This window comes from Kitasatospora sp. NPDC056446, from assembly GCF_042796115.1.
GTDB lineage: Bacteria > Actinomycetota > Actinomycetes > Streptomycetales > Streptomycetaceae > Kitasatospora.
In genome coordinates this window covers 1-19,803 of record NZ_JBHTRF010000088.1, presented here as the reverse complement: position 1 = coordinate 19,803, position 19,803 = coordinate 1, and the positions used below count along the sequence as shown (strand labels likewise).

At 74.9% G+C, this 19,803-nt stretch carries 15 protein-coding genes; 10 read left to right on the top strand and 5 right to left on the bottom strand.

The features are described 5' to 3' along the window. Positions 1–68: 68 nt before the first annotated feature. The 6 genes from ACFQ6N_RS34710 to ACFQ6N_RS34685 all read left to right on the top strand — a co-directional run bounded on the left by ACFQ6N_RS34710 (position 69) and on the right by ACFQ6N_RS34685 (position 6,209). Entirely contained in the window at positions 69–1,004 is a 936-nt protein-coding gene (locus tag ACFQ6N_RS34710) for an ABC transporter ATP-binding protein (protein WP_380657802.1), read from the top strand. Beyond that, entirely contained in the window at positions 1,001–1,849 is an 849-nt protein-coding gene (locus ACFQ6N_RS34705; RefSeq protein WP_380657800.1) for an ABC transporter permease, read from the top strand. Before ACFQ6N_RS34710 ends, ACFQ6N_RS34705 begins: the two co-directional genes overlap by 4 nt. Positions 1,850–2,089: 240 nt before the next feature. Further along, positions 2,090–3,403, top strand: a complete 1,314-nt coding sequence (locus tag ACFQ6N_RS34700) for a sensor histidine kinase (protein WP_380657798.1) — start codon at positions 2,090–2,092, stop codon at positions 3,401–3,403. Then, complete coding sequence (locus ACFQ6N_RS34695) at positions 3,400–4,077, top strand: response regulator (protein ID WP_380657797.1); 678 nt, start codon at positions 3,400–3,402, stop codon at positions 4,075–4,077. The genes ACFQ6N_RS34700 and ACFQ6N_RS34695 overlap by 4 nt, the downstream gene beginning before the upstream one ends. 376 nt (positions 4,078–4,453) lie before the next feature. Then, on the top strand, positions 4,454–5,311 hold the full coding sequence (locus ACFQ6N_RS34690) for an aldolase (protein WP_380657795.1): 858 nt from the start codon (positions 4,454–4,456) through the stop codon (positions 5,309–5,311). A 1-nt stretch (position 5,312) separates the two neighbouring features. Next, positions 5,313–6,209, top strand: a complete 897-nt coding sequence (locus ACFQ6N_RS34685; RefSeq protein ID WP_380657794.1) for a dihydrodipicolinate synthase family protein — start codon at positions 5,313–5,315, stop codon at positions 6,207–6,209. 35 nt (positions 6,210–6,244) lie between these two features. Here the strand turns inward: ACFQ6N_RS34685 and ACFQ6N_RS34680 are convergent, their stop codons facing one another. The 3 genes from ACFQ6N_RS34680 to ACFQ6N_RS34670 all read right to left on the bottom strand — a co-directional run bounded on the left by ACFQ6N_RS34680 (position 6,245) and on the right by ACFQ6N_RS34670 (position 8,474). After that, the gene (locus ACFQ6N_RS34680; protein ID WP_380657792.1) at positions 6,245–6,820 is read right to left on the bottom strand and encodes a helix-turn-helix domain-containing protein; all 576 of its coding nucleotides are present in this window, start codon (positions 6,818–6,820) and stop codon (positions 6,245–6,247) included. 112 nt (positions 6,821–6,932) lie between these two features. Next, positions 6,933–7,631: a hypothetical protein gene (locus ACFQ6N_RS34675; RefSeq protein WP_380657791.1), complete on the bottom strand. Its 699-nt coding sequence runs from the start codon at positions 7,629–7,631 to the stop codon at positions 6,933–6,935. A gap of 147 nt (positions 7,632–7,778) precedes the next feature. Continuing rightward, a complete protein-coding gene (locus tag ACFQ6N_RS34670; protein WP_380657789.1) occupies positions 7,779–8,474 on the bottom strand; it encodes a hypothetical protein in 696 nt (231 codons plus the stop codon). A 273-nt stretch (positions 8,475–8,747) separates the two neighbouring features. On the opposite strand from ACFQ6N_RS34670, the gene ACFQ6N_RS34665 reads away from it, so the two are divergent. The 3 genes from ACFQ6N_RS34665 to ACFQ6N_RS34655 all read left to right on the top strand — a co-directional run bounded on the left by ACFQ6N_RS34665 (position 8,748) and on the right by ACFQ6N_RS34655 (position 14,269). After that, complete coding sequence (locus tag ACFQ6N_RS34665) at positions 8,748–9,671, top strand: FAD binding domain-containing protein (protein WP_380657787.1); 924 nt, start codon at positions 8,748–8,750, stop codon at positions 9,669–9,671. Further along, the gene (locus ACFQ6N_RS34660; protein WP_380657785.1) at positions 9,668–12,457 is read left to right on the top strand and encodes a molybdopterin-dependent oxidoreductase; all 2,790 of its coding nucleotides are present in this window, start codon (positions 9,668–9,670) and stop codon (positions 12,455–12,457) included. The genes ACFQ6N_RS34665 and ACFQ6N_RS34660 overlap by 4 nt, the downstream gene beginning before the upstream one ends. Positions 12,458–12,712: 255 nt before the next feature. Then, positions 12,713–14,269 carry a PucR family transcriptional regulator gene (locus ACFQ6N_RS34655; RefSeq protein WP_380657784.1) on the top strand — a complete coding sequence of 519 codons (1,557 nt, stop codon included), beginning with the start codon at positions 12,713–12,715 and terminating at the stop codon, positions 14,267–14,269. Positions 14,270–14,315: 46 nt separating this feature from the next. On the opposite strand, the gene ACFQ6N_RS34650 is transcribed toward ACFQ6N_RS34655, so the two are convergent. Both ACFQ6N_RS34650 and ACFQ6N_RS34645 read right to left on the bottom strand, forming a co-directional pair. Then, positions 14,316–15,446, bottom strand: coding sequence for a methyltransferase (locus tag ACFQ6N_RS34650; RefSeq protein ID WP_380657782.1), 1,131 nt, complete (start codon positions 15,444–15,446; stop codon positions 14,316–14,318). A 123-nt stretch (positions 15,447–15,569) separates the two neighbouring features. Beyond that, positions 15,570–16,244: a helix-turn-helix transcriptional regulator gene (locus ACFQ6N_RS34645; protein WP_380657780.1), complete on the bottom strand. Its 675-nt coding sequence runs from the start codon at positions 16,242–16,244 to the stop codon at positions 15,570–15,572. Positions 16,245–16,415: 171 nt separating this feature from the next. On the opposite strand from ACFQ6N_RS34645, the gene ACFQ6N_RS34640 reads away from it, so the two are divergent. Next, on the top strand, positions 16,416–19,709 hold the full coding sequence (locus tag ACFQ6N_RS34640) for a bifunctional cytochrome P450/NADPH--P450 reductase (protein ID WP_380657778.1): 3,294 nt from the start codon (positions 16,416–16,418) through the stop codon (positions 19,707–19,709). The last annotated feature ends 94 nt before the right edge of the window (positions 19,710–19,803 follow it).

Here is a 19,803-nt window from a genome sequence, read left to right as displayed (position 1 = left end):
TCCTCCGCCCCTACCGTGGAACACGAGGGCGGCCGGGACGGCCCGGCCCCGGAGCACAGGGATGACCGATGATCGAGGCGCACCAGCTGACGAAGCGCTACGGCGAGAAGACCGCCGTGGACCGGCTGGACTTCACGGTCCGGCCCGGTACGGTGACGGGCTTCCTCGGACCCAACGGCGCGGGCAAGTCGACCACCATGCGGATGATCGTCGGCCTCGACGCCCCCACCACCGGCACGGTGCGCGTCAACGGCCGCCACTACGCCGAGCACGCGGCGCCCCTCCAGGAGGTCGGCGCCCTGCTGGAGGCCAAGTCGATCCACCCGGGTCGCTCCGCCTTCAACCACCTGATGGCCCAGGCCCACACCCACGGCATCCCGCGCCGCCGGGTCGAGGAGGTCATCGAGCTGACCGGGCTCCAGTCGGTGGCCCGCAAGCGCGCCGGGGCGTTCTCGCTCGGCATGGGCCAGCGGCTCGGCATCGCCTCCGCGCTGCTCGGCGACCCGGCCACCGTGATGCTGGACGAACCGGTCAACGGCCTCGACCCCGAGGGCGTGCTGTGGATCCGCAACCTCCTCACCGGGCTCGCCGCCGAGGGCCGCACCGTCTTCGTCTCCTCGCACCTGATGAGCGAGATGGCCCTCGTCGCCGACCACCTGATCATCGTCGGCCGCGGGCGGCTGCTCGCCGACACCACCGTGCAGGAACTGGTCCGCCAGGCCGGCGGCGACCTCGTCAAGGTCGCCAGCGACGACCCGACCCGGCTGCGCTCCGCGCTGGCCGGGCCGGGTGTGGAGATCACCGGCCGGGCAGGCTCGGAGGAACTCCTCGTCACCGGCCGCACCGCCCGCGAGATCGGCCTCGCCGCCGCCGGGCTCGGCATCGCCGTCTTCGAGCTCACCCCCCGGACGGTCTCCCTGGAGGAGGCGTTCATGGAGCTGACCAGGGACGCCGTCGAGTACCACGGCACCACCGCCACCACGTCCGAGAGGAACGCGGCATGAGTACGGTCGCACCGAGCCAGACCACGGCGGCCGCCGACCTCCGGCCGGCCCGCCCCGCGTACAAGGTGACCCCGGCCCGGGTGCTGCGCGCCGAGTGGGCCAAGCTGTGGTCGCTGCGCTCCACCTGGATCACCCTCGGCCTGGCCGGGCTCTTCCTGGTCGCCTTCGGCCTGATCGCCGCGTTCCAGTTCAAGTCGAGGATCAACTCGGGCCGCCCGATGGACCGGGACTTCGCGGACGCCAGTGCGCTGAGCCTGTCGCTGTTCGGCACCAACTTCGCCCAGCTGGCGCTCGGCGTCCTCGGCGTGCTGGTCGCCGCCGGCGAGTACTCGACCGGCATGATCCGCTCCACGCTGGCCGCCGTGCCGCGCCGCCTGCCGGTGCTGTGGTCCAAGGCCGCGGTGTACGGCCTGATCGCGCTGGTGCTCGGCACCGTCGGGGTGTTCGCCACCTTCCTCGCCGACAGCGGCATCCTGTCCGGCACCCGCGCGGCGATGACCCTCTCCGACACCGGGGTCGTGCGCGGCCTGTTCGGCGCCGGGCTCTACCTGGCGCTGGTCGGTGTGATCGGCGTCGCACTCGGCGCGCTGCTGCGGTCGGTGGCCGGCGGCATCGCCGTCCTGGTCGCCACGCTGATGCTGATCCCCGGGCTGACCTCGCTGCTGCCCACCTCCTGGCAGAGCCACATCAGCCCGTACCTGCCCAGCCACGCGGGCGAGGCGATGTTCGCCCTCCACCACGACACCACCACGCTGTCGCCGACGGCGGGGCTGGCCGTCTTCCTCGGGTGGACCGTGCTGGCCCTGGCGGCGGCCGCCGTGCGCCTGGTCCGCACGGACGCCTGAGACACCCGGCGTCCCGGACGCCCGAGGCCTCGGACACCCGACGCCTGAGACACTCGGAGTGGGGGGGCCGGGCCCCCCCCGCCCCCCCCACCCCCCCCCCCCCCCCCCCCCGCCCCCGCCCCCCCCCCCCCCCCCCCGGGGGGGGGGGGGGGGCCCCCCCCCCCCCCCCCCACTTCCACGACCGCGACACGCACCCGACCGGTCGCGACACGCATCCGGCCGACCAGGGAGGTGCCACCGGTGAGGGAGCACACCGCCGCCACGGGCCCGTTCGCGGGAGCCGAGGTGCTCTCCGGCCACCCGTTCTTCGCCCGACTGGCCCGGATCGGCCAGCGGGTGCGGCTGGCCGACCGCGAGCACCCCTGGGTACTCGACGCCGCCGTGGTCGCCGCCGTCGTCCTGCTGTTCTGCCTCCCCGACCTCTTCCCCGGCCACGGCGAGGGCGGCCCGCGCGAGCACCGGATCGTCCTCGCCCGGCTGCCGCTGCCCTGGACGGTCGCACTCCAGGCGGGCCTGGTGGTCCCGCTGCTGTGGCGCCGCCGGCGGCCCACCGCGGCCTTCGTCGCGATCATGGCGGTGTTCGTCCTCCAGTGGACGCTGGGCGTCGGCCTGCGCGCCGACGCCGCCCTGCTGGTCGCCCTGTACAGCCTGGCCCTGCACGGCCGCCTTCGGCACCTGGCCTGGTCCTGCGCGGCGATGGTCGGTGCCGTCGCCCTGGTCGCCGTCGCCGTCTCCGGCGGCGGGCTGCCGGTCGGCGACGCGCTGTTCTTCCTGTTCAGCGCCACGACGGCGGCCGTGGCCCTCGGCATCGCGGTACGCATCCGGCGCGCCCAGCTGGCCGGGCTGCGCGAGCGCGCGGCCCGGCTGGAGATCGAACGGGACCAGCGCAGCCGGCTCGCGACCGCCGCCGAGCGCGCCCGGGTCGCCCGGGAGATGCACGACATCATCGGCCACAACCTGTCCGTCATCGTCACCCTCGCCGACGGCGGCGCCTACGCCGCCCAGGCCACCCCGGAACGCGGCCGGGAGGCCCTGCTGCTGATCGGCGACACCAGCCGCCAGGCGCTCGGCGAACTGCGGCGGATGCTCGGCGTGCTGCGCGAGCAGGGCGAGGAGACCGCCGAGTTCACCCCGCAGCCGGGCGTCGCCGACCTCGACGGGCTGTGCGCCCGGATCCGCGCCGCCGGGCCGCAGGTGGTGTACACGGCGGCCGGCGACCTCGACCGGCTCGACCGCGGCATGCAGCTGATGGCCTACCGGATCGTCCAGGAGTCGCTGACCAACGCCCTCAAGCACGCCGGCCCCGACACCCGGGCCCATGTCACCCTGACCGCCGGGACCGACCGGCTGCGGGTGCGCGTCCAGGACACCGGCCCGCCCGTCGACACCCGCCGGCCCGCCCACCCGGGCGGCGACGGCCACGGCCTCGCGGGCATCCGCGAGCGCGCCGCGCTGTACGGGGGCACCGTCACCGCGGGCCCCGGCCCGGGTGCAGGATGGACCGTGGAGGCCGTACTCGACCTCACCCCCGACCCGACAGGCGGCCCGACGTGACCACCGTCCTCATCGTGGACGACCAGCCGCTCCAGCGCTACGGCTTCCGCATGCTGCTGGAGAGCCAGCCCGACACCGAGGTCGTCGGCGAGGCCGCCCACGGCACCGAGGCCGTCCGGCTGACCGCCGACCTGCGGCCGGACGTCGTGCTGATGGACATCCGGATGCCCGGCATGGACGGCATCGAGGCCACCCGCCGGATCGTGGCCGGCGGCGGCCGCTCCCGCATCCTCGTGCTGACCACCTTCGACCTCGACGAGTACGCCCACGCCGCGCTGCGCGCCGGGGCCAGCGGCTTCCTGCTCAAGGACGCCCGCCCCGAGGAACTGCTCTCCGGGATCCGCTCCGTCGCCGAGGGCGACGCCGTCGTCGCCCCCGCGATCACCCGCCGCCTCCTGGACGCCTACGCCCACCGCCTGCCGGTCCGCCCGCCCGGTGCCGCGCCCGCCGCCGACCCCCGGCTGGAGGCCCTGACCGACCGCGAGCGGGAGATCCTGCTCGCCATCGCCCACGGCTGGACCAACGGGGAGATCGCCCAGCGCCTGGTGCTCGCCGAGTCGACGGTCAAGACGCACGTCAGCCGGGTGCTGGCGAAGATCGGCGCCCGGGACCGGGTGCAGGCGGTGATCTTCGCGTACGACCGAGGCCTGACCCGCCCGCAGCCGCCGGTCTGACCGCCCGCCCACAGCCGCCGGTCTGACGGCCCGCCCGCGGCCCGGGCCCCGGCCGGACCGGAGGTCGACCTCTGCTTCGGGCAACTCCGGTGAACCCCAGCCCTGGTCTGCGGCCTGGCCGCGCGGTTCGTGGTGCGGAGGCTCCGACGGCGCTCCGGCTGGACCGGCCCTGACCCGTCCGTACACGGCCCGTCGCCCTTCCCGTGCTGCCCGCCCGTTCGGGGATCGACGCATGACACGTCGTGTCCTATGGTGAATAACGTGTCCTCATCGAGGCGCCCGGGTCCGCCGGTGCGGGTCGCTGCTGCCTGCTCCGGGGGTTCCCCGGCATGCCCCGGGAGGCCGTCACCACGGGCAAGCGAAGGAGAACCACGGCATGGCCGACACGTTCGAGGCGGGCAAGTCCGAGCTGGTGGAGCTCGCCCACCGCCGGATGGCGACCGCGATCCCCGACAGCGGCTGGACGGTGCGGCAGAAGCTCGCCCTGACCTGCCGCATCCTGTTCGACGCCGGGCACGACTCCGGTCTGGCCGGACAGATCACCGCCCGCGCCGAGCGCCCGGGCACCTACTACACCCAGCGCCTGGGACTCGGCTTCGACGAGGTCACCGAGGCCAACCTGCTGCTGGTGGACGAGGACCTGAACGTCCTGGAGGGCGACGGGATGGCCAACCCGGCCAACCGCTTCCACAGCTGGGTCTACCGGGCCCGCCCCGACGTCAACTGCATCATCCACACCCACCCGCTGCACATCTCCGCCCTCTCCATGCTGGAGACCCCGCTGGTCGTCTCGCACATGGACACCTGCCCGCTGTTCGACGACTGCGCGTTCCTGGAGAAGTGGCCCGGCATCCCGGTCGGCAACGAGGAGGGCGAGCTCATCACGGCCGCGCTCGGCGACAAGCGGGCGCTGCTGCTGGCCCACCACGGCCAGTTGGTCGCCACCGGGACGGTCGAGGAGGCGTGCACCCTCGCGCTGCTCTTCGAACGGGCCGCCAGGCTCCAACTGCTGGCGAGCGCGGCCGGGAAGATCCAGGAGATCCCCGAGCTGCTGGCCCAGGAGGCGCACGACTGGATCTCCACGCCCAAGCGCGGCCAGGCGAACTTCGCCTACTACGCCCGCCGCGCCCTGCGGGCCGGCCACGGCGACGCGGTCGCGACCGCGACCGCGCCCGGCCAGGCCGCCCCTGCCCCCGCTCCCGCCGCTGCCACCGCCGTCCGGAAGGAGGCCTGAGATGGCCACGACCGTCCTCGAAGGGATCATCGCCTACCCGGTGACCCCGTTCTCCCGCACCGACGGCGGCCCGGACCTGGCCCGGCTCGCCGAACTGATCGACCGGCTGGTCGGCTCCGGCTGCCACGCGATCGCCCCGCTGGGGTCCACCGGCGAGAGCGCCTACCTGGACGACCGGGAGTGGTACGACACCGCCGAGGCCTCGGTCGCCGCCGTCGCGGGCCGGGTGCCGACCGTGGTCGGCATCGCCGACCTCACCACCCGCAGCGCCGTGCGCCGGGCCCGCTACGCCGAACAGGCAGGCGCCGACGTGGTAATGGTGCTGCCGCTGTCCTACTGGAAGCTGGACGAGCGGGAGATCACCCGGCACTACCAGGAGATCGCCGGTGCGATCGGCATCCCGCTGATGGTCTACAACAACCCGGCCACCGCCGGGGTCGACCTCTCCCCGGAGCTGCTGCACCGGCTGGTCGACCGGGTGGAGAACATCACCATGGTCAAGGAGAGCAGCGGCGACATCCAGCGGATGCACCGGCTCGTCCAACTCTCCGACGGCGCACTGCCGTTCTACAACGGCTCCAACCCGCTGGCGCTGGAGGCGTTCGCGGCCGGCGCGGCGGGCTGGTGCACGGCGGCGCCCTGCGTGATCCCGGAGCTCACCCTGGAGCTGTACCGGGCGGTGCGGGCCGGGGAGCCGGACGCGGCCCGCCGGGTGTTCTACCGGCAGCTGCCGGTGCTCCAGTTCCTGCTGGGCGGCGGCCTGCCGACCACCGTGAAGGCGGGGCTCGCGCTGCACGGACTGGACGTCGGGGAGCCCCGGCACCCGCTGCTGCCGCTGGACGGGCCGGGGACGAAGAGGCTCGCCGAATTGTTGGCCGAGGCGGCGATGGCCGGCTGACCCTGCACCCTGACCGGGGCGTACGGCCGGGGGTGTCAGGGCAGCGTGGGGACCCGGTCCGAGGGGCCGGCCGGGTCGTCGTGGATGACCACGAGGATCTCGGCCGGCTCCGCCCCCGTGCTCCGGCAGCGGTGGGGCAGCGCCGAGTTGAAGTAGACGCTGTCCCCGGGGCCGAGCAGCACCGTCCGCTCGGGGAACTCCAGCTCCGCGCTGCCCGCGTGGACGAAGAGGAACTCCTCGCCCGCGTGGGACTTGTACGGCGAGCCGGTCGGGTCGGTCGGCGGGTACATCACGAACGGCACCATCCGCTTGCCGCTGAGGCCGGTCGCGATGCCCTCGTAGTGGGGGGTGCCGGGGCCGGCCCCGTCGGCGATCGGGGTGCGCTCGCCGGCGCGCACGACGGTGACCAGCTCGGGCTCCACCTCGTCCGAGAACAGCCGGCCGACATCGACCCCGAGGGCGTGGGCCAGTTTGAGGGCGGTCGAGATCGACGGGTCGCTGAGGCCGCGCTCGACCTTGGAGAGGTAGCTCTTGGTGACCCCGGCCCGGTCGGCGAGCGCCTCCAGGCTGAGCCGGTTCTGCTGCCGCAGCACCCGCAGTCTGCTGCTCATGCGCCACCCCTCGCCCACACGGAATCGTCCGCTCCATCATCCCATCGCGGGCCGCCGGTCCCGGAGCCCGGTCCCGGCGCCCGGTCCCGGAGCCCGGGGGAGGGCGGCGGCGTCAGGTGTCCAGGGTGACCGCCGTGGTGCCCGCGGTCATGAGCACCCAGCCCAGGACGGGGATGCCCAGCGTGAGGGCGAACGGGAGCTGTATCTGCACGAGGATGACGCAGCCGGCGAAGGAGAAGGCGACGACCCACAGGGCGGCGAAGACGGGGACGGATCGGGCGTTGTCGCGCGGCCAGGTCAGCCCGTACACGGTCAGGACCGACCCCAGGCCGATCAGGAACGCCACCTCGACGGAGGTGAGCCAGGGCGTGTCCGGGTTCTGGGCGCGGTGCCCGTGGTACGAGACCTCGGCCACCCGGCCCCGCCAGACCTTCAGGTCCACGTTCGTGCCGATCTCCGTGTCGTCGTAGAAGGCCTCGCCGACGTCGAAGGTCTCCCTCGGCGCCGTCTCGCGCGCCACGGTCAGCTCGTAGCTGGTGGAGTCGCCGCTGTCGTCGCGCTTGCGGGCCGCCACCCTGCCGGTCTCGCCGAGTACGCAGTCCGTGCCCGCTACGGCGGCGGCCGTGCCGCAGGCCGGGGCGGTGCGGTACCTGCCCGCCTCGTCATAGGTGTCGACGAACCAGGTGAAGCCGAGGGCCACGGTGGCCAGGCCCGCCAGCAGGAGCAGCCCCTGCGCCAGCACCCGGGCGGCGGCCCCGGCCGCCCGCCGTACGCCGTCGGACGGCGCGGCGTCCCTGTCCCGTGCGTTCATCGCCACCCCTGTCGTTCGTGCCCCGGCAGCTCCCCGATGCCCGGCCGATGATGCCAGTCAGGTGGCCGGCCGGGGAACAACCGGCGCTTCTTGTCACGTAGTTGTGAAGTCCGGGCGGGGGAGGGCCCCGGTCCGGCGCGGGGGGCGTCAGACGTCCGCGGCGATCGCCGTGGCGATGGCGGTCAGGATCAGCCAGCCGAGGACGGGGCCGCCCAGGGTGACGACGAGGGGCCACTGGGCGAGGCAGAGGATGAAGCTGCCGATGAAGGAGAGGAAGGCGATGAAGATGCCCGCGAGGGGCGGCACCGCCCAGGCGCCTCCGCGCGGCCGGGCCAGTCCGCAGACGGTCAGGGCGGACCCCGCGCCGACCAGGAGGGCCAGCCGGAAGCAGTCCGACCAGGGGATGTCGGGCGGCGAGGCGCGGTGCCCGTGCCAGGAGAGCTCGGCCACCCGGCCGTTCCAGATCGTCAGGTCGACGTCCACGCCGACCTCGGCGTCGTCGTGGAAGGCCTGGCCGACGCTGTACGAGAGGGTGGGCGCCTCCTCCCGGGACACGGTCAGCGAGTAGGTGGTGGAGTCGCCGCCGTTGTCGACCGCCCGGGCCGTCACCTTGCCGGTCTCGTGGCGTACGCAGGGCGCGCCGGGCGCGGCGGCGGCCGTGCCGCAGACCGGGGCGGCGCGGTAGGCGTCCACCGAGCGGTAGGCGGAGAGGAACCAGGCGAAGGCCAGGACGACGGTGGCCAGGCCCGCGAGCACGGCCAGCGCCCGGGGCAGGTGGCGGGCGAGCGCGGCGGAGGCCGAGTCCCGGCCGGGCGGTCCGGCGTCCTTGATCAGCGTCGTCATGGCAAGCCCCTCGGTCGTCTCCCCGGGCACCTCCCCGGTGCCCAGCAGGGATGATTCCAGGGCGGTGATCGGCGGGGGAGGGCTCCGGCCCCGTTGTGACGCAGTTGTGGAACTCCGGCCGGGGCCAAGGGTGTCGGCCGCGCCGGCGTCATGTCAGCGCACTGGTCGATCGTCCAGTCCGGCCGGCCGCGGCTGGTGCTCCCGACCACTCGTTCCGCCTGGTCAAGCGCTGCTTCAATCGCCGTGTCGACCGATCGAGGACGGTGAGCGAACGTGGACCTGAACACGGTGGTGGAGCTGCGCGACGCGCGGCAGCGCGGGACCTGGCGCCCGGGGGACGCCTGGCTGGGCGGCGGGACGTACCTGTTCTCCGAGCCGCAGCCGCACGTCCGCCGGCTGATCGACCTGAGCCGGATGGGCTGGGAGCCGCTCCGGCTGACCCCCGCCGGCGACCTGGAGATCGCGGCGACCTGCACCATCGCCCAACTGTCGCGCTTCGCCCGGACCCTGGACGCCCCGGCGGCCCCGCTGTTCGAACAGTGCTGCCGGGCGTTCCTCGCCTCCTGGAAGATCTGGCACATGGCCACCGTCGGCGGGAACCTGTGCAACGGGCTGCCGGCCGGGCCGATGATCTCGCTCACCGCGGCCCTGGACGGCGTCTGCACCCTGCTCTCCCAGGAGGGCGCGGTCCGCGCGGTCCCGGTGGCGGAGTTCGTCGTCGGCGCGGGGGCCAAGGACCTGCGGCCCGGCGAACTGCTGCGCTCGATCGTGCTGCCCGCCCGGGCCCTGGAGCAGCGGACGGCCTTCCGGCAGGCCTCCCTGTACGGGCTCGGCCGCTCGGGCGCGCTGCTCATCGGCACGCGCGACCCGTACGACGGCGAGCTGGTGCTGACGGTCACGGCCTCGACCGTGCGCCCGATCCGGCTGCGCTTCCCGCTGACGCCCAACGCGGCGGCGGTGCGCGAGGCGATCGGGTTCGGGATCGCGCCGCAGGAGTACTACGACGACATCCACGGGCACCCCGCCTGGCGGCGCCACATGACCTTCCGGCTGGCCGAGGAGATCCGCCGCGAACTTGCCGACGGGCACCCCGCCGGGACGGACACCGGGACGGGCACCGCGACGGACGCCGGGACCGACACGGGGGCGAACTCCCGTACGGACACCGGGACGAGAGAGCGGGAGGACCGACGGTGAGCTTCTCCGTACGGGTCAACGGCGAGGACTTCGACGCCGAGCCGCGGGCCGGCCAGTGCCTGCGCACCTACCTGCGCGAGCGCGGCTGGTTCGGGGTGAAGAAGGGCTGCGACGCGGGCGACTGCGGCGCCTGCACCGTGCAGGTGGACGGCGAACCGGTGCACAGCTGCCTCTACCCGGCGCTGCGCGCCGAGGGCCGCGCGGTCACCACGGTGGAGGGCCTGGCCGAGGAGGGCGGCGAACTCCACCCGCTGCAAAGGAAGTTCCTGGACGCCCAGGGCTTCCAGTGCGGGTTCTGCACGGCCGGGATGCTGATGACGGCCAGTGCCTTCGACGAGGAGCACCTCGCCGACCTGCCGAGGGCGCTGAAGGGCAACCTGTGCCGGTGCACCGGCTACCGGGCGATCGAGGACGCGCTCCGCGGGGTCCGGCACACCGAACGGCCCTGCGCCGGACGGGCGGTCGGCCGCAGCCCCGGGGCCCCGGCCGGGCCGCAGGTGGTGACCGGCACCGCCCGCTACACCTTCGATGTGGAGGTGGACGGGCTGCTGCACATGAAGCTGCTGCGCTCGCCCCACCCGCACGCCCGGATCCGCTCGATCGACACCTCGGACGCGCTGCGGGTGCCCGGCGTGGTCGCGGTGTTCACCCACGAGGACGCGCCGGACCGGCTGTACTCCTCGGCCCGCCACGAGCACCCGACGGAGGACCCGGACGACACCCGGGTCCTGGACGACGTGGTCCGCTTCGTCGGCCAGCGGGTGGCCGCCGTGGTCGCCGAGAGCGAGGGCGCCGCCGAGGAGGGCCGCCGCCGGATCGTCGTCGACTACGAGCAACTCCCGTACGTGCTCGACCCGGAGGCCGCGATGCGGCCCGGCGCGCCGGTGCTCCACCCCAAGGGGCCGGACTCCCGGATCGCCCGCCCCGGGGAGAACGTCTGCGGCGAGGCGCACGGTGAACTGGGCGACGTGGAACGGGGCTTCGCCGAGGCGGACCTGGTCTACGAGGAGACCTTCCGCACCCAGCGGGTGCAGCACGCCAGCCTGGAGACGCACGGCTGCGTCGTGTACTTCGAGCCGGACGGGGAGCCGGACGGGGAGCGGGAAGGGGAGCAGGGCGGGGAGCCGGGGGAGGAGCGGCTGGTCGTCCGCTCCTCCACCCAGGTGCCCTTCCTCACCCGGCGCGCGCTGTGCGACCTCTACGACCTGCCGCCGGAGCGGGTCCGGGTGGTGGCGGGCCGGGTCGGCGGCGGGTTCGGCGGCAAGCAGGAGATGCTCACCGAGGACATCGCGGTCCTGGCGGCGCTACGGCTGCGCCGGCCGGTCAAGCTGGAGTTCACCCGGGCCGAGCAGTTCCACGGCGCCACCACCCGGCACCCGTTCACGGTCACCGTCACGCTGGGCGCCAGGAGCGACGGCACCCTGACGGCCGTGCGGTTCCGGGTGGTCGCGAACACCGGCGCGTACGGCAACCACGGGCCGGCCGTGATGTTCCACAGCATCGGCGAGTCGATGGGCGTCTACCGGGCGCCGCACAAGCAGGTCGACGCCTACTCCGTCTACACCAACGCGGTGCCGGCCGGCGCCTTCCGCGGCTACGGCCTCGGGCAGGTCACCTTCGCCCTGGAGTCGGCGATGGACGAACTCGCCCGGCGGCTGGGCCTGGACCCGCTGGTGCTGCGCGAGCGCAACGTCATCGGGCCCGGCGAGCACATGGCGGGCCCGCTCGGCGAGGAGGAGGACCTGCACATCGCCTCGTACGGGCTCGACCAGTGCCTCGGGGTGGTCCGTACCGCCCTCGCCGGGGACACCAGCGCGGAACTCGCCCCCGAGGGCTGGCTGGTCGGGCAGGGCTTCGCCATGGCGGCCATCGCCTGCGGGCCGCCCGGCGGCCACTTCGCCGACGCCACCGTGAAGCTGCTGGAGGACGGGACGTACGACGTCGCGGTGGGCACGGCGGAGTTCGGCAACGGCACCACCACCGTGCACCAGCAGATCACCGCCGGCGCGCTCGGCACCACGGTGGACCGGATCGCCGTCCGGCAGTCCGACACCGACCTGGTGCGCCACGACACCGGCGCCTTCGGCTCGGCCGGCACGGTCGTCGCGGGCAAGGCGGTGCTGCGGGCGGCCGACGCGCTCGCCGAGCGGATCCTCACCTTCACGTCCGAGTACGCCCGGACCTCCCGCGGGCTCCTGCGGCTCACCGCCGAGGCGGTGGACTGCGACGGGCGGACGGTGTCGCTCAAGGAGGTGTTCGAGGCCGCGCGCGGGCGGGGTGTGGAACTCGCCGCCGACGGCCACTTCGGCGGTTCGCCGCGCTCGGTGGCGTTCAACTCCCAGTGGTTCCGGATCGCGGTCGATCCGGACACCGGCGAGATCCGGATCCTGCGCAGCGTCCACGGCGCCGACGCGGGCAAGGTGATGAACCCGTTGCAGTGCCGCGGCCAGGTCGAGGGCGGCGTCGCCCAGGCCCTCGGCGCGACGCTGTTCGAGCAGGTCCTGGTCGACGACCGGGGAGAGGTCACCACGGCCGCGTTCCGCCGCTACCGGCTGCCCGCGTTCGCGGACGTCCCGCGCACCGAGGTGCACTTCTCGGAGACCTCGGACGAGATCGGGCCGCTGGGCGCCAAGTCGATGTCGGAGAGCCCGTTCAACCCGGTGCCGCCCGCCTTCGCCAACGCCCTGCGGGACGCCACCGGCATCCGCTTCACCGAGGCGCCGTTCCTGCGGGACAAGGTGTGGCTGGCCCTCGACGAGCACCGCCGGCGGTCCGGCTCGCGGTGACGGGGGTGCGGCGGCGGGCGCGCGGCGGGCCGAACGCCGCGTCACGGCCGCCGCGTCACGGCCGCCGCGTCACGGCGGCCGGGGCGCGGTCCACTGTCGGGACCACCGGACCGCGACCCCGCCCGCACCCATCGCGGTCGGGTGATCCCACAAGAGGCAAACCGGATCTTCCTCCTTGTGTTTACGATGCCTGACACGTGTCAGCCATCGCATGTGCGAGGCCCGGAACCGCGCAGGGCGCACAAGGAGCACAGCATGATCGTCGGAGACCTCCTGGAGCTGGACGACCTCCACATCGAGGTCGCCTGGGCGAGCCCGAACCTGCTCGACCGCGAGGTCACCGGAGTGACCTCCACCGACCTCCAGGACCCGGCCCGCTACCTCCAGCGCGGCGAACTGGTCCTCTCCGGACTGGTCTGGTGGCGGCCAGACGAGGGCCAGGCCGCGATGCGCTTCGCCAACTCCCTGCGGATCGCGGAAGTCGCCGCTCTCCTCGCCGGCGAGGGCACTCACGGCACCGTCCCGCCGGAGCTGACCGAGGCCTGCCGCCGACACGGCATCCCCCTGCTGTCGGTCCCGGCCGGAACCAGTTTCCGCTCCGTCACCGACCGCGTCTACCTGCGTCTGTGGGGCGACCTCCAGGCACACGCCGAAGGGCAGGCCGCCCTCCCGGCCGCCGCCCGCCGCGCCCTCACCCGGCTGCTCCACACGCGGGCCCCGCTGGACGACCTCCTGGCCCGGGCCGTGGCCGACCTCGGACTGCCCGAGTGCTCCCTGACCACCGGCTCGGGCCGGGTGCTGGGCACCTCGGCGCCCGCCCCGGCCGCCCCGCCGTCCTCCCGGCGCGCCACCGCCCGCCCGGCCCCGGCGGCGCCCGTCCCGGTCGGCCCACCCGGCGAGACCCCGTTCGACGGACTGCTGCTGCGGCCGCACGACGAACCCGGCCCGACCGCCGCCGCCCTGCTGCACGGCCTGGCCGAGCTGCTCTCCCCGCTCGCCACCCGCGACCGGGCGACCGCCACCGCCCAGCGGCAGACCGGCACCCGGCTGATCGAACTGCTCGACTCCGACGCCGACGCCGACGCCGACTCTGACCCCGGTGCCGACTCCGGCGCCGACACCGACGCCGAGGCCGAACGCGCCCTCGCCCTCTCCGGCCTGCCCCCGCGCAGGCCGCTCACCGCCGTCGCCGCCCGGATCGACGGAGCCCCGGCGGCCTGGGCGGCCGCGGCCCTCGCCGAAGCCCTCCACGAACTGCCCGACCCCTTCGTCGCCGCCCCCGACGGCCGGGGCGGCGCGGCAGCCCTGACCCCGGCCCCGGAGGCGCGGATCGCGGAGGCCCTGGAACGCGTGCTGCCGCGCCTGGAGGCCGGGCTGACCGGCCGGCGGCGGCTGCGCCTGGGCATCGGCTCCACCAGCGGACCGCACGCCCGGGACCTCAGGGCCGCCCTGGTCCAGGCCCGCTACGCGCTCCGGGTCGAGCCGCCCGGCGCCGTCGGCCGCTGCTCGCGGATCACCACCCTCGACACGCTGCTCCGGGGCGTCCCCGCCGAGGTGGCCGCGGACTTCCGCCGACGGCTCCTCACGCCGCTGACCGAGCACGACCGGACGAACACCGTCTCCCTGGTGGACACCCTGGACGTCTTCCTCCGGCACAGCGGCTCCTGGTCCAGGACGGCGGAGGCGCTCCACGTCCACGTCAACACGGTGCACTACCGGATCAAGCGGATCGAGGAGCTGACCGGCCGCAGCCTGCTCAGGCTGGAGGACCGGCTCGACCTCTGGGCGGCACTGCGCTGCGCGCCCGGGTGACCGGCACCCGGGCGCCGGGGCGGCGCGGCGCCCGGTGCCGGTCGGCTCAGTCGGCCACCGCCTCGACCACCGACAGCACCGTCGTCGTGGGGAGCACCCGGGACAGCCGCAGCCCGGCCCGCTCGAAGAGCTCCGCGAAGTCGGCCTCGGTGCGCTCCCGGCCGGTCAGGGACGCCATCATCATCAGGTCCAGGTCCTTGGACTGGTGCGGAGTGTCCCCCGGGGGCACCACGGCGTCCAGCACCAGGACCCGGCCGCCGGGCCGCAGCGCGCGGCGGCAGTGGCCGAGCAGGGTGACGCAGTCCTCGTCGTCCCAGTCGTGCGTGATCCGCTTGAGCAGGTGGACGTCGCCCGGCGGTACGGAGGCGAAGAAGTCGCCCTCCCGCAGGGCCCAGCGGCCCGCGACCTCCGGGTGCCCGTCCAGGCGGTGCCCGGCGAGGACGTGCGCCCGGTCGTAGAGGACGCCGTCCAGGCCCGGGTTGCGGCGCAGCACCTCCAGCAGCAGGCCGCCGTGGCCGCCGCCGACGTCCACGACCGTTCCGGCGCCCGGGAGGTCGCAGGCGTCCGCGATCGGCCCGTTCTCGGGCTCGGACATCGCCGCCATGCCCACGTGGAAGACGGCGGCGGTCCGCTCGTCCTTGGCGAAGTGGTCGAAGAAGGGCATGCCGAACAGCTTCTCGAAGGCCGTGGTGCCCTCGGTCAGACAGTGCGCCAGCTCGCCGGCGGGCTGCCACATGGTGCGGTCGGTGAGCATCCGGACGGCCGCCCGGGCGGAGTACGGGACGTCCGTGCGCAGGGACTGCCCGGCCTCGGTCAGGGCGAAGCGGCCCTGTCCGTCCTCCGTCACGATCCCCCGGGTGGCGAGCAGCCGCAGCACCCGGTACAGGTTCCGGGCGTCCGTGCCGGTCGCGGCGGCGAGGTCGGCGGGGGAGCGGGGGCCGTCCGCGAGGTGGTCGGCCACCCCGACCTCGGCGGCGGCGCGCAGGGCGGCGGGGAAGAGGAAGCCGAGGGCTTCGTCGATCAGGAAGGCGGCGGAGCGCCGGAAGCCCGCCTCCCGGCGGCCGGGCGCGCTTGTCGGCGCGGGTCCGACTCCTCGTAGGGGCCCGTCTCCCCCTGCGGGGCCGGGGCCCGCCGCCTCCGGGCGCCCGTCGGTGGTGCGGTCCTGGTCCTCACTCATGCCGTCCTCCTCCTCGATCCGCCCCCGCCCGGGGAGGCTGCCCGGGAGGGGGCGGACCGAAGCACGCCGTCACCCGGCCGTGCGCTCCCGATCCGGCCGCGCGTCAACGACATTGACGGTGCGTCACCCCGACGGGTGGGCCGGGACGGCCGGGGGCCAGGTCCCGGCCGCCAGCACGCCGGTGGCGTAGGCCCGGGCGACCAGGGCGGTGCGGTTGGGCACGCGCCAGCGCCGGGAGAGCCGGGCCAGGTGGTAGTTGACGCCGTCCGCCGTCACCCCGATCTCCCGGGCGATCTGCGCGGTGGTGTCGCCCCGGGCGGCCGCCGCGAGGATCCGGGCCTCGACCGGGCTGACCTCGCTGCGCGGGCCCGGCGGCGACTGCCGGGGCACCTCGACGGCGCGCAGCGAGAGCAGCAGGTTGGGCGTCTGCTCCGGGGTGTCGCTGACCAGGTCGACCGTCATCTCGCCGTACCGCTCGCGGCCGTGGGCGGGCGTCCAGGACACCCGGGCCGGGTACTGCGAGCGGCGGTGCATCCGTACCGCCTCGGCGAGCGCCTGGAGGGTGGCGCTGTCCCGGAGGGTGAAGTACTCCAGGATCCTCCGGTTGCGCAACTGCCCCGGGAGCAGACCGAACTCGGCCGCCATCGCGCGGTTGACGATCAGGATCCGGCCGCCGAAGGCCACCACCGCGATCGGCAGCGGCACGTGGTCGAGCAGCCGCAGCGCCCGGTTGCGCCAGATCACCGCGCCGTCCTGCGGGCTCGCCGGTGCCGGACCGCACCCTTCGGTCGGTCGCATGACTGGTTCTCCTCCCCGTGGCGCCCGTGCGCACCAGAGCTGACGGTCCGTGGGCAAGGCCACGGGCACGGCCGGTACTACACAATCATGTAGTGACCACGGCGGGTCCCCGCTCCCGGTGGGCAGAGAGTGGAGGGAGCGAAAAACTTTCTGCAGCGGGAGGGACCGACCATGACCGACACCACGATCGAGACGGCGATCGAGACGGCGATCGAGACGGCGATCGAGGCGAGGGGCGAGGCGGAGGACGAGGTGGGCGCCGGCGGGGGCGCCGGGGGCCCCGCCGCCGTCCCCCTGGTGGACATCTCCACGGCGCCGCCGGTCGCCGCCCCGGTGCTGCGGACCATGGAACTGGTCAGAACGTACGGCCCGGCCTTCACCCAGCGCCTGCACGGCCGGGACGCCCTGATCGTCAGCGGCCTCGACCTGGTCGAGGAACTGGCCGACGAGACGCGGTTCACCAAGTCGATCGGCCCCGGGCTGGAGAACGTCCGCCGGTTCACCGGCGACGGCCTGTTCACCGCCTACAACGAGGAACCCAACTGGGCCAGGGCGCACGACATCCTGATGCCGGCCTTCGCGCTCGGCTCGATGCGCACCTACCACCCGGTGATGCTGCGGGTGGCCCGCCGGATGATCGCGTCCTGGGACGCCCGGGAGCGCGCCGGACTGCCGGTGGACGTGCCCGGCGACATGACCCGGATGACCCTGGACACCATCGGGCTGGCCGGCTTCGGCTTCGACTTCGGCTCCTTCGACCGGGACGAGCCGCACCCGTTCGTGGACGCGATGGTCCGCTGCCTGGAGTGGGCGATGACCAAGTTCACCCGCGACCCGGAACTGGACCACACCGAGCGCGACACGGCCTTCCAGGGCGACGCCGACTACCTGGCAGCCGTGGTCGACGAGGTGATCGCCGCCCGCGCGGGCGAGGAGGCCCAGGGCCCGGCCGAGGACCTGCTCGGCCTGATGCTCGGCGCGGTGCGCCCCTCCGACGGCACCCGGCTGGACGCCGAGAACATCCGCAACCAGGTGATCACCTTCCTGATCGCCGGCCACGAGACCACCTCGGGCGCGCTCTCCTTCGCGATGTACTACCTGGTCAAGCACGCGGCCGTGCTCCGCGAGGTGCGGCGCGAGGTGGACGCGCTCTGGGGCGGCCAGGCCGACCCGGAGCCCTCGTACGAGGACGTCGGACGGCTGCGGTACACCCGGCAGGTGCTCAACGAGGCGCTGCGGCTGTGGCCGACGGCGCCCGCGTTCAGCCGGGAGGCGCGCCAGGACACCCTGCTCGGCGGCCGGATCCCGCTGCGTGCCGGGGAGACCGTCTTCGTGGCGACCCCGATGCTGCACCGCGACCCCGTCTGGGGCGACAACCCGGAGCTGTTCGACCCGTCCCGGTTCGACGCCGAGCCCGAGGCGGCCCGTTCCCCGCACGCCTTCAAGCCCTTCGGCACCGGCGAACGCGCCTGCATCGGGCGGCAGTTCGCCCTGCACGAGGCCACCATGCTGCTCGGCATGCTGGTCCACCGGTACCGGCTGATCGACCACGCCGACTACCGGCTGACCATCAAGCAGACGCTCACCATCAAGCCCGACGAGTTCACCCTCGCGCTCGCCCGGCGCACCCCGGTGCCGGCGACCGCCCCGGCCGCCGACCCGACCGCCGCGTCGGCGAACGCGTCGGTAACCGCGTCGGCGACCGCCTCGGAACCGCAGGCCGGCTCCGCCGCCGAGCGCCCCGGCCGGGTCCGCCGGGGCACCGGGCTGCTGCTCCTGCACGGCTCCAACTACGGCGCCGGCCGCGAGTTCAGCCGGCAGCTCGCGGAGGCCGCCGCCGACCTGGGCTGCGACACCGAGACCGCCCCGCTGGACGCGTACGCGGACGGGCTGCCCACCGACCGCCCGGTGGTGATCACGGCCGCCTCGTACAACGGGCAGCCGACCGACGACGCGGCGGCCTTCGTCCGCCGCCTCCATGAGGACGGGGACGCCGGCGGGGCCGCGGACCGGAGGGCGGAGGGCGTCGAGTACGCGGTGCTCGGCATCGGCGACCGCACGTACGCCGCCACCTACCAGCGCATCCCGGCGCTGATCGACGACCGGCTCGCCGCCCTCGGCGGCACCCGGCTGCTCGCCCGCGCCGAGGCCGACGCCTCCGGCGACCTGGCCGGAACGGTCCGGCAGTTCACCGAGGCGCTGCGCCTCGCGCTGCTGTCGCGGTACGGGGACGCCGACGCCCCCGCCGGGCACCGGCCGGAGGCCGCGTACACGGTCACCGAGGTGACCGGCGGCCCGCGCGCCGCGCTGGCCGCCCGGCACGGCATGACCGAGCTGACCGTCACCGCCGTCGGCCCGCTCACCGACCCCGGCCACCCCCGGGAGAAGCGGCTGGTCCGGCTGGCCCTGCCCGAGGGCGCCGGCTACCGGACCGCCGACCACCTCACCGTGCTCCCGGCCAACGACCCGGCCCTGGTCGACCGGGCCGCCAAGCTGCTCGGCGCCGACCCGCAGACGGTGCTCAACATCGTGGCCCACCGGCGCACCGGCCTGGCCGTCGACCGCCCGCTGACGGTGCGCGAACTGCTCACCCATCACGTGGAGTTGCAGGACCGGCCGACCGCCGGGCAGCGGGCCGAGCTGGCCGCGCTCAACCCCTGCCCGCCCGAGCGGGCCGCCCTGCGGGCCCTGCCCGAGGACGACCCGCGCACCCTGCTGGACCTGGTCGAGGACCACCCGGCGCTCCAGGGGGCGCTGAGCTGGCCGGCGCTGCTGGAACTGCTGCCGCCGATCCGGCCCCGGCACTACTCGATCTCCTCCTCGCCCACCGGCGCCCCGGGCGAGGTGGACCTGATGGTCTCCGTGCTCAGTGCCCCGGCCCGCTCCGGCCGGGGCACCTTCCGGGGCACCGGCTCCGGCCACCTCGCCCGGGTCGCCGTCGGCGACACCGTCCAGGCCCGGGTCCAGCCCTGCCGGGAGGCGTTCCGGATCGGGCACCGCGCCCCGGTGGTCATGATCGCGGCCGGCACCGGCCTGGCGCCGTTCCGCGGCGCCGTCGCCGACCGCCTCGCGCTGCTCGCCGGCGGCGCCGAACTCCCCCCGGCGCTGCTGTACTTCGGCTGTGACGCGGCGGAGGCGGACTACCTGCACCGGGCCGAGCTGGAGGCGGCCGACCGGGCCGGCGCGGTCTCGATGCGGCCCGCCTTCAGCGAGCGGCCGCAGGACGGGCGGCGCTTCGTCCAGCACCGCCTGGCGGCCGAGGCGGCGGAGGTCTGGGAGCTGCTCGCGGCGGGCGCCGAGGTGTACGTGTGCGGCGACGGCGCGCGGATGGCGCCGGGCGTCCGGGCGGCCTTCCGCGAGCTGTACCGGGAGCGGACGCCCGGGGCGGACGAGGAGCAGGCGCGGGCCTGGCTCCAGGGGCTGGTCGAGGCCGGGCGGTACGTCGAGGACGTGTACGCGGGCTGACCGCCCGTCGGACCGGTCCGCCCGTCGGACCGGTCCGGCCGTCGGACCCGCTCGGCCGTCGGCCCCGCCGCTGTCGCTTAAACACAACAGGAGC

What these genes read in the sequence shown, in the direction of transcription:
- ACFQ6N_RS34640 (WP_380657778.1), top strand. Translation starts at nt 16,416, where the DNA reads ATGACCGACACCACGATCGAGACGGCGATCGAGACGGCGATCGAGACG.
- ACFQ6N_RS34650 (WP_380657782.1), bottom strand. Translation starts at nt 15,446, where the DNA reads ATGAGTGAGGACCAGGACCGCACCACCGACGGGCGCCCGGAGGCGGCG.
- ACFQ6N_RS34705 (WP_380657800.1), top strand. Translation starts at nt 1,001, where the DNA reads ATGAGTACGGTCGCACCGAGCCAGACCACGGCGGCCGCCGACCTCCGG.
- ACFQ6N_RS34690 (WP_380657795.1), top strand. Translation starts at nt 4,454, where the DNA reads ATGGCCGACACGTTCGAGGCGGGCAAGTCCGAGCTGGTGGAGCTCGCC.
- ACFQ6N_RS34655 (WP_380657784.1), top strand. Translation starts at nt 12,713, where the DNA reads ATGATCGTCGGAGACCTCCTGGAGCTGGACGACCTCCACATCGAGGTC.
- ACFQ6N_RS34670 (WP_380657789.1), bottom strand. Translation starts at nt 8,474, where the DNA reads ATGACGACGCTGATCAAGGACGCCGGACCGCCCGGCCGGGACTCGGCC.
- ACFQ6N_RS34680 (WP_380657792.1), bottom strand. Translation starts at nt 6,820, where the DNA reads ATGAGCAGCAGACTGCGGGTGCTGCGGCAGCAGAACCGGCTCAGCCTG.
- ACFQ6N_RS34710 (WP_380657802.1), top strand. Translation starts at nt 69, where the DNA reads ATGATCGAGGCGCACCAGCTGACGAAGCGCTACGGCGAGAAGACCGCC.
- ACFQ6N_RS34675 (WP_380657791.1), bottom strand. Translation starts at nt 7,631, where the DNA reads ATGAACGCACGGGACAGGGACGCCGCGCCGTCCGACGGCGTACGGCGG.
- ACFQ6N_RS34645 (WP_380657780.1), bottom strand. Translation starts at nt 16,244, where the DNA reads ATGCGACCGACCGAAGGGTGCGGTCCGGCACCGGCGAGCCCGCAGGAC.
- ACFQ6N_RS34685 (WP_380657794.1), top strand. Translation starts at nt 5,313, where the DNA reads ATGGCCACGACCGTCCTCGAAGGGATCATCGCCTACCCGGTGACCCCG.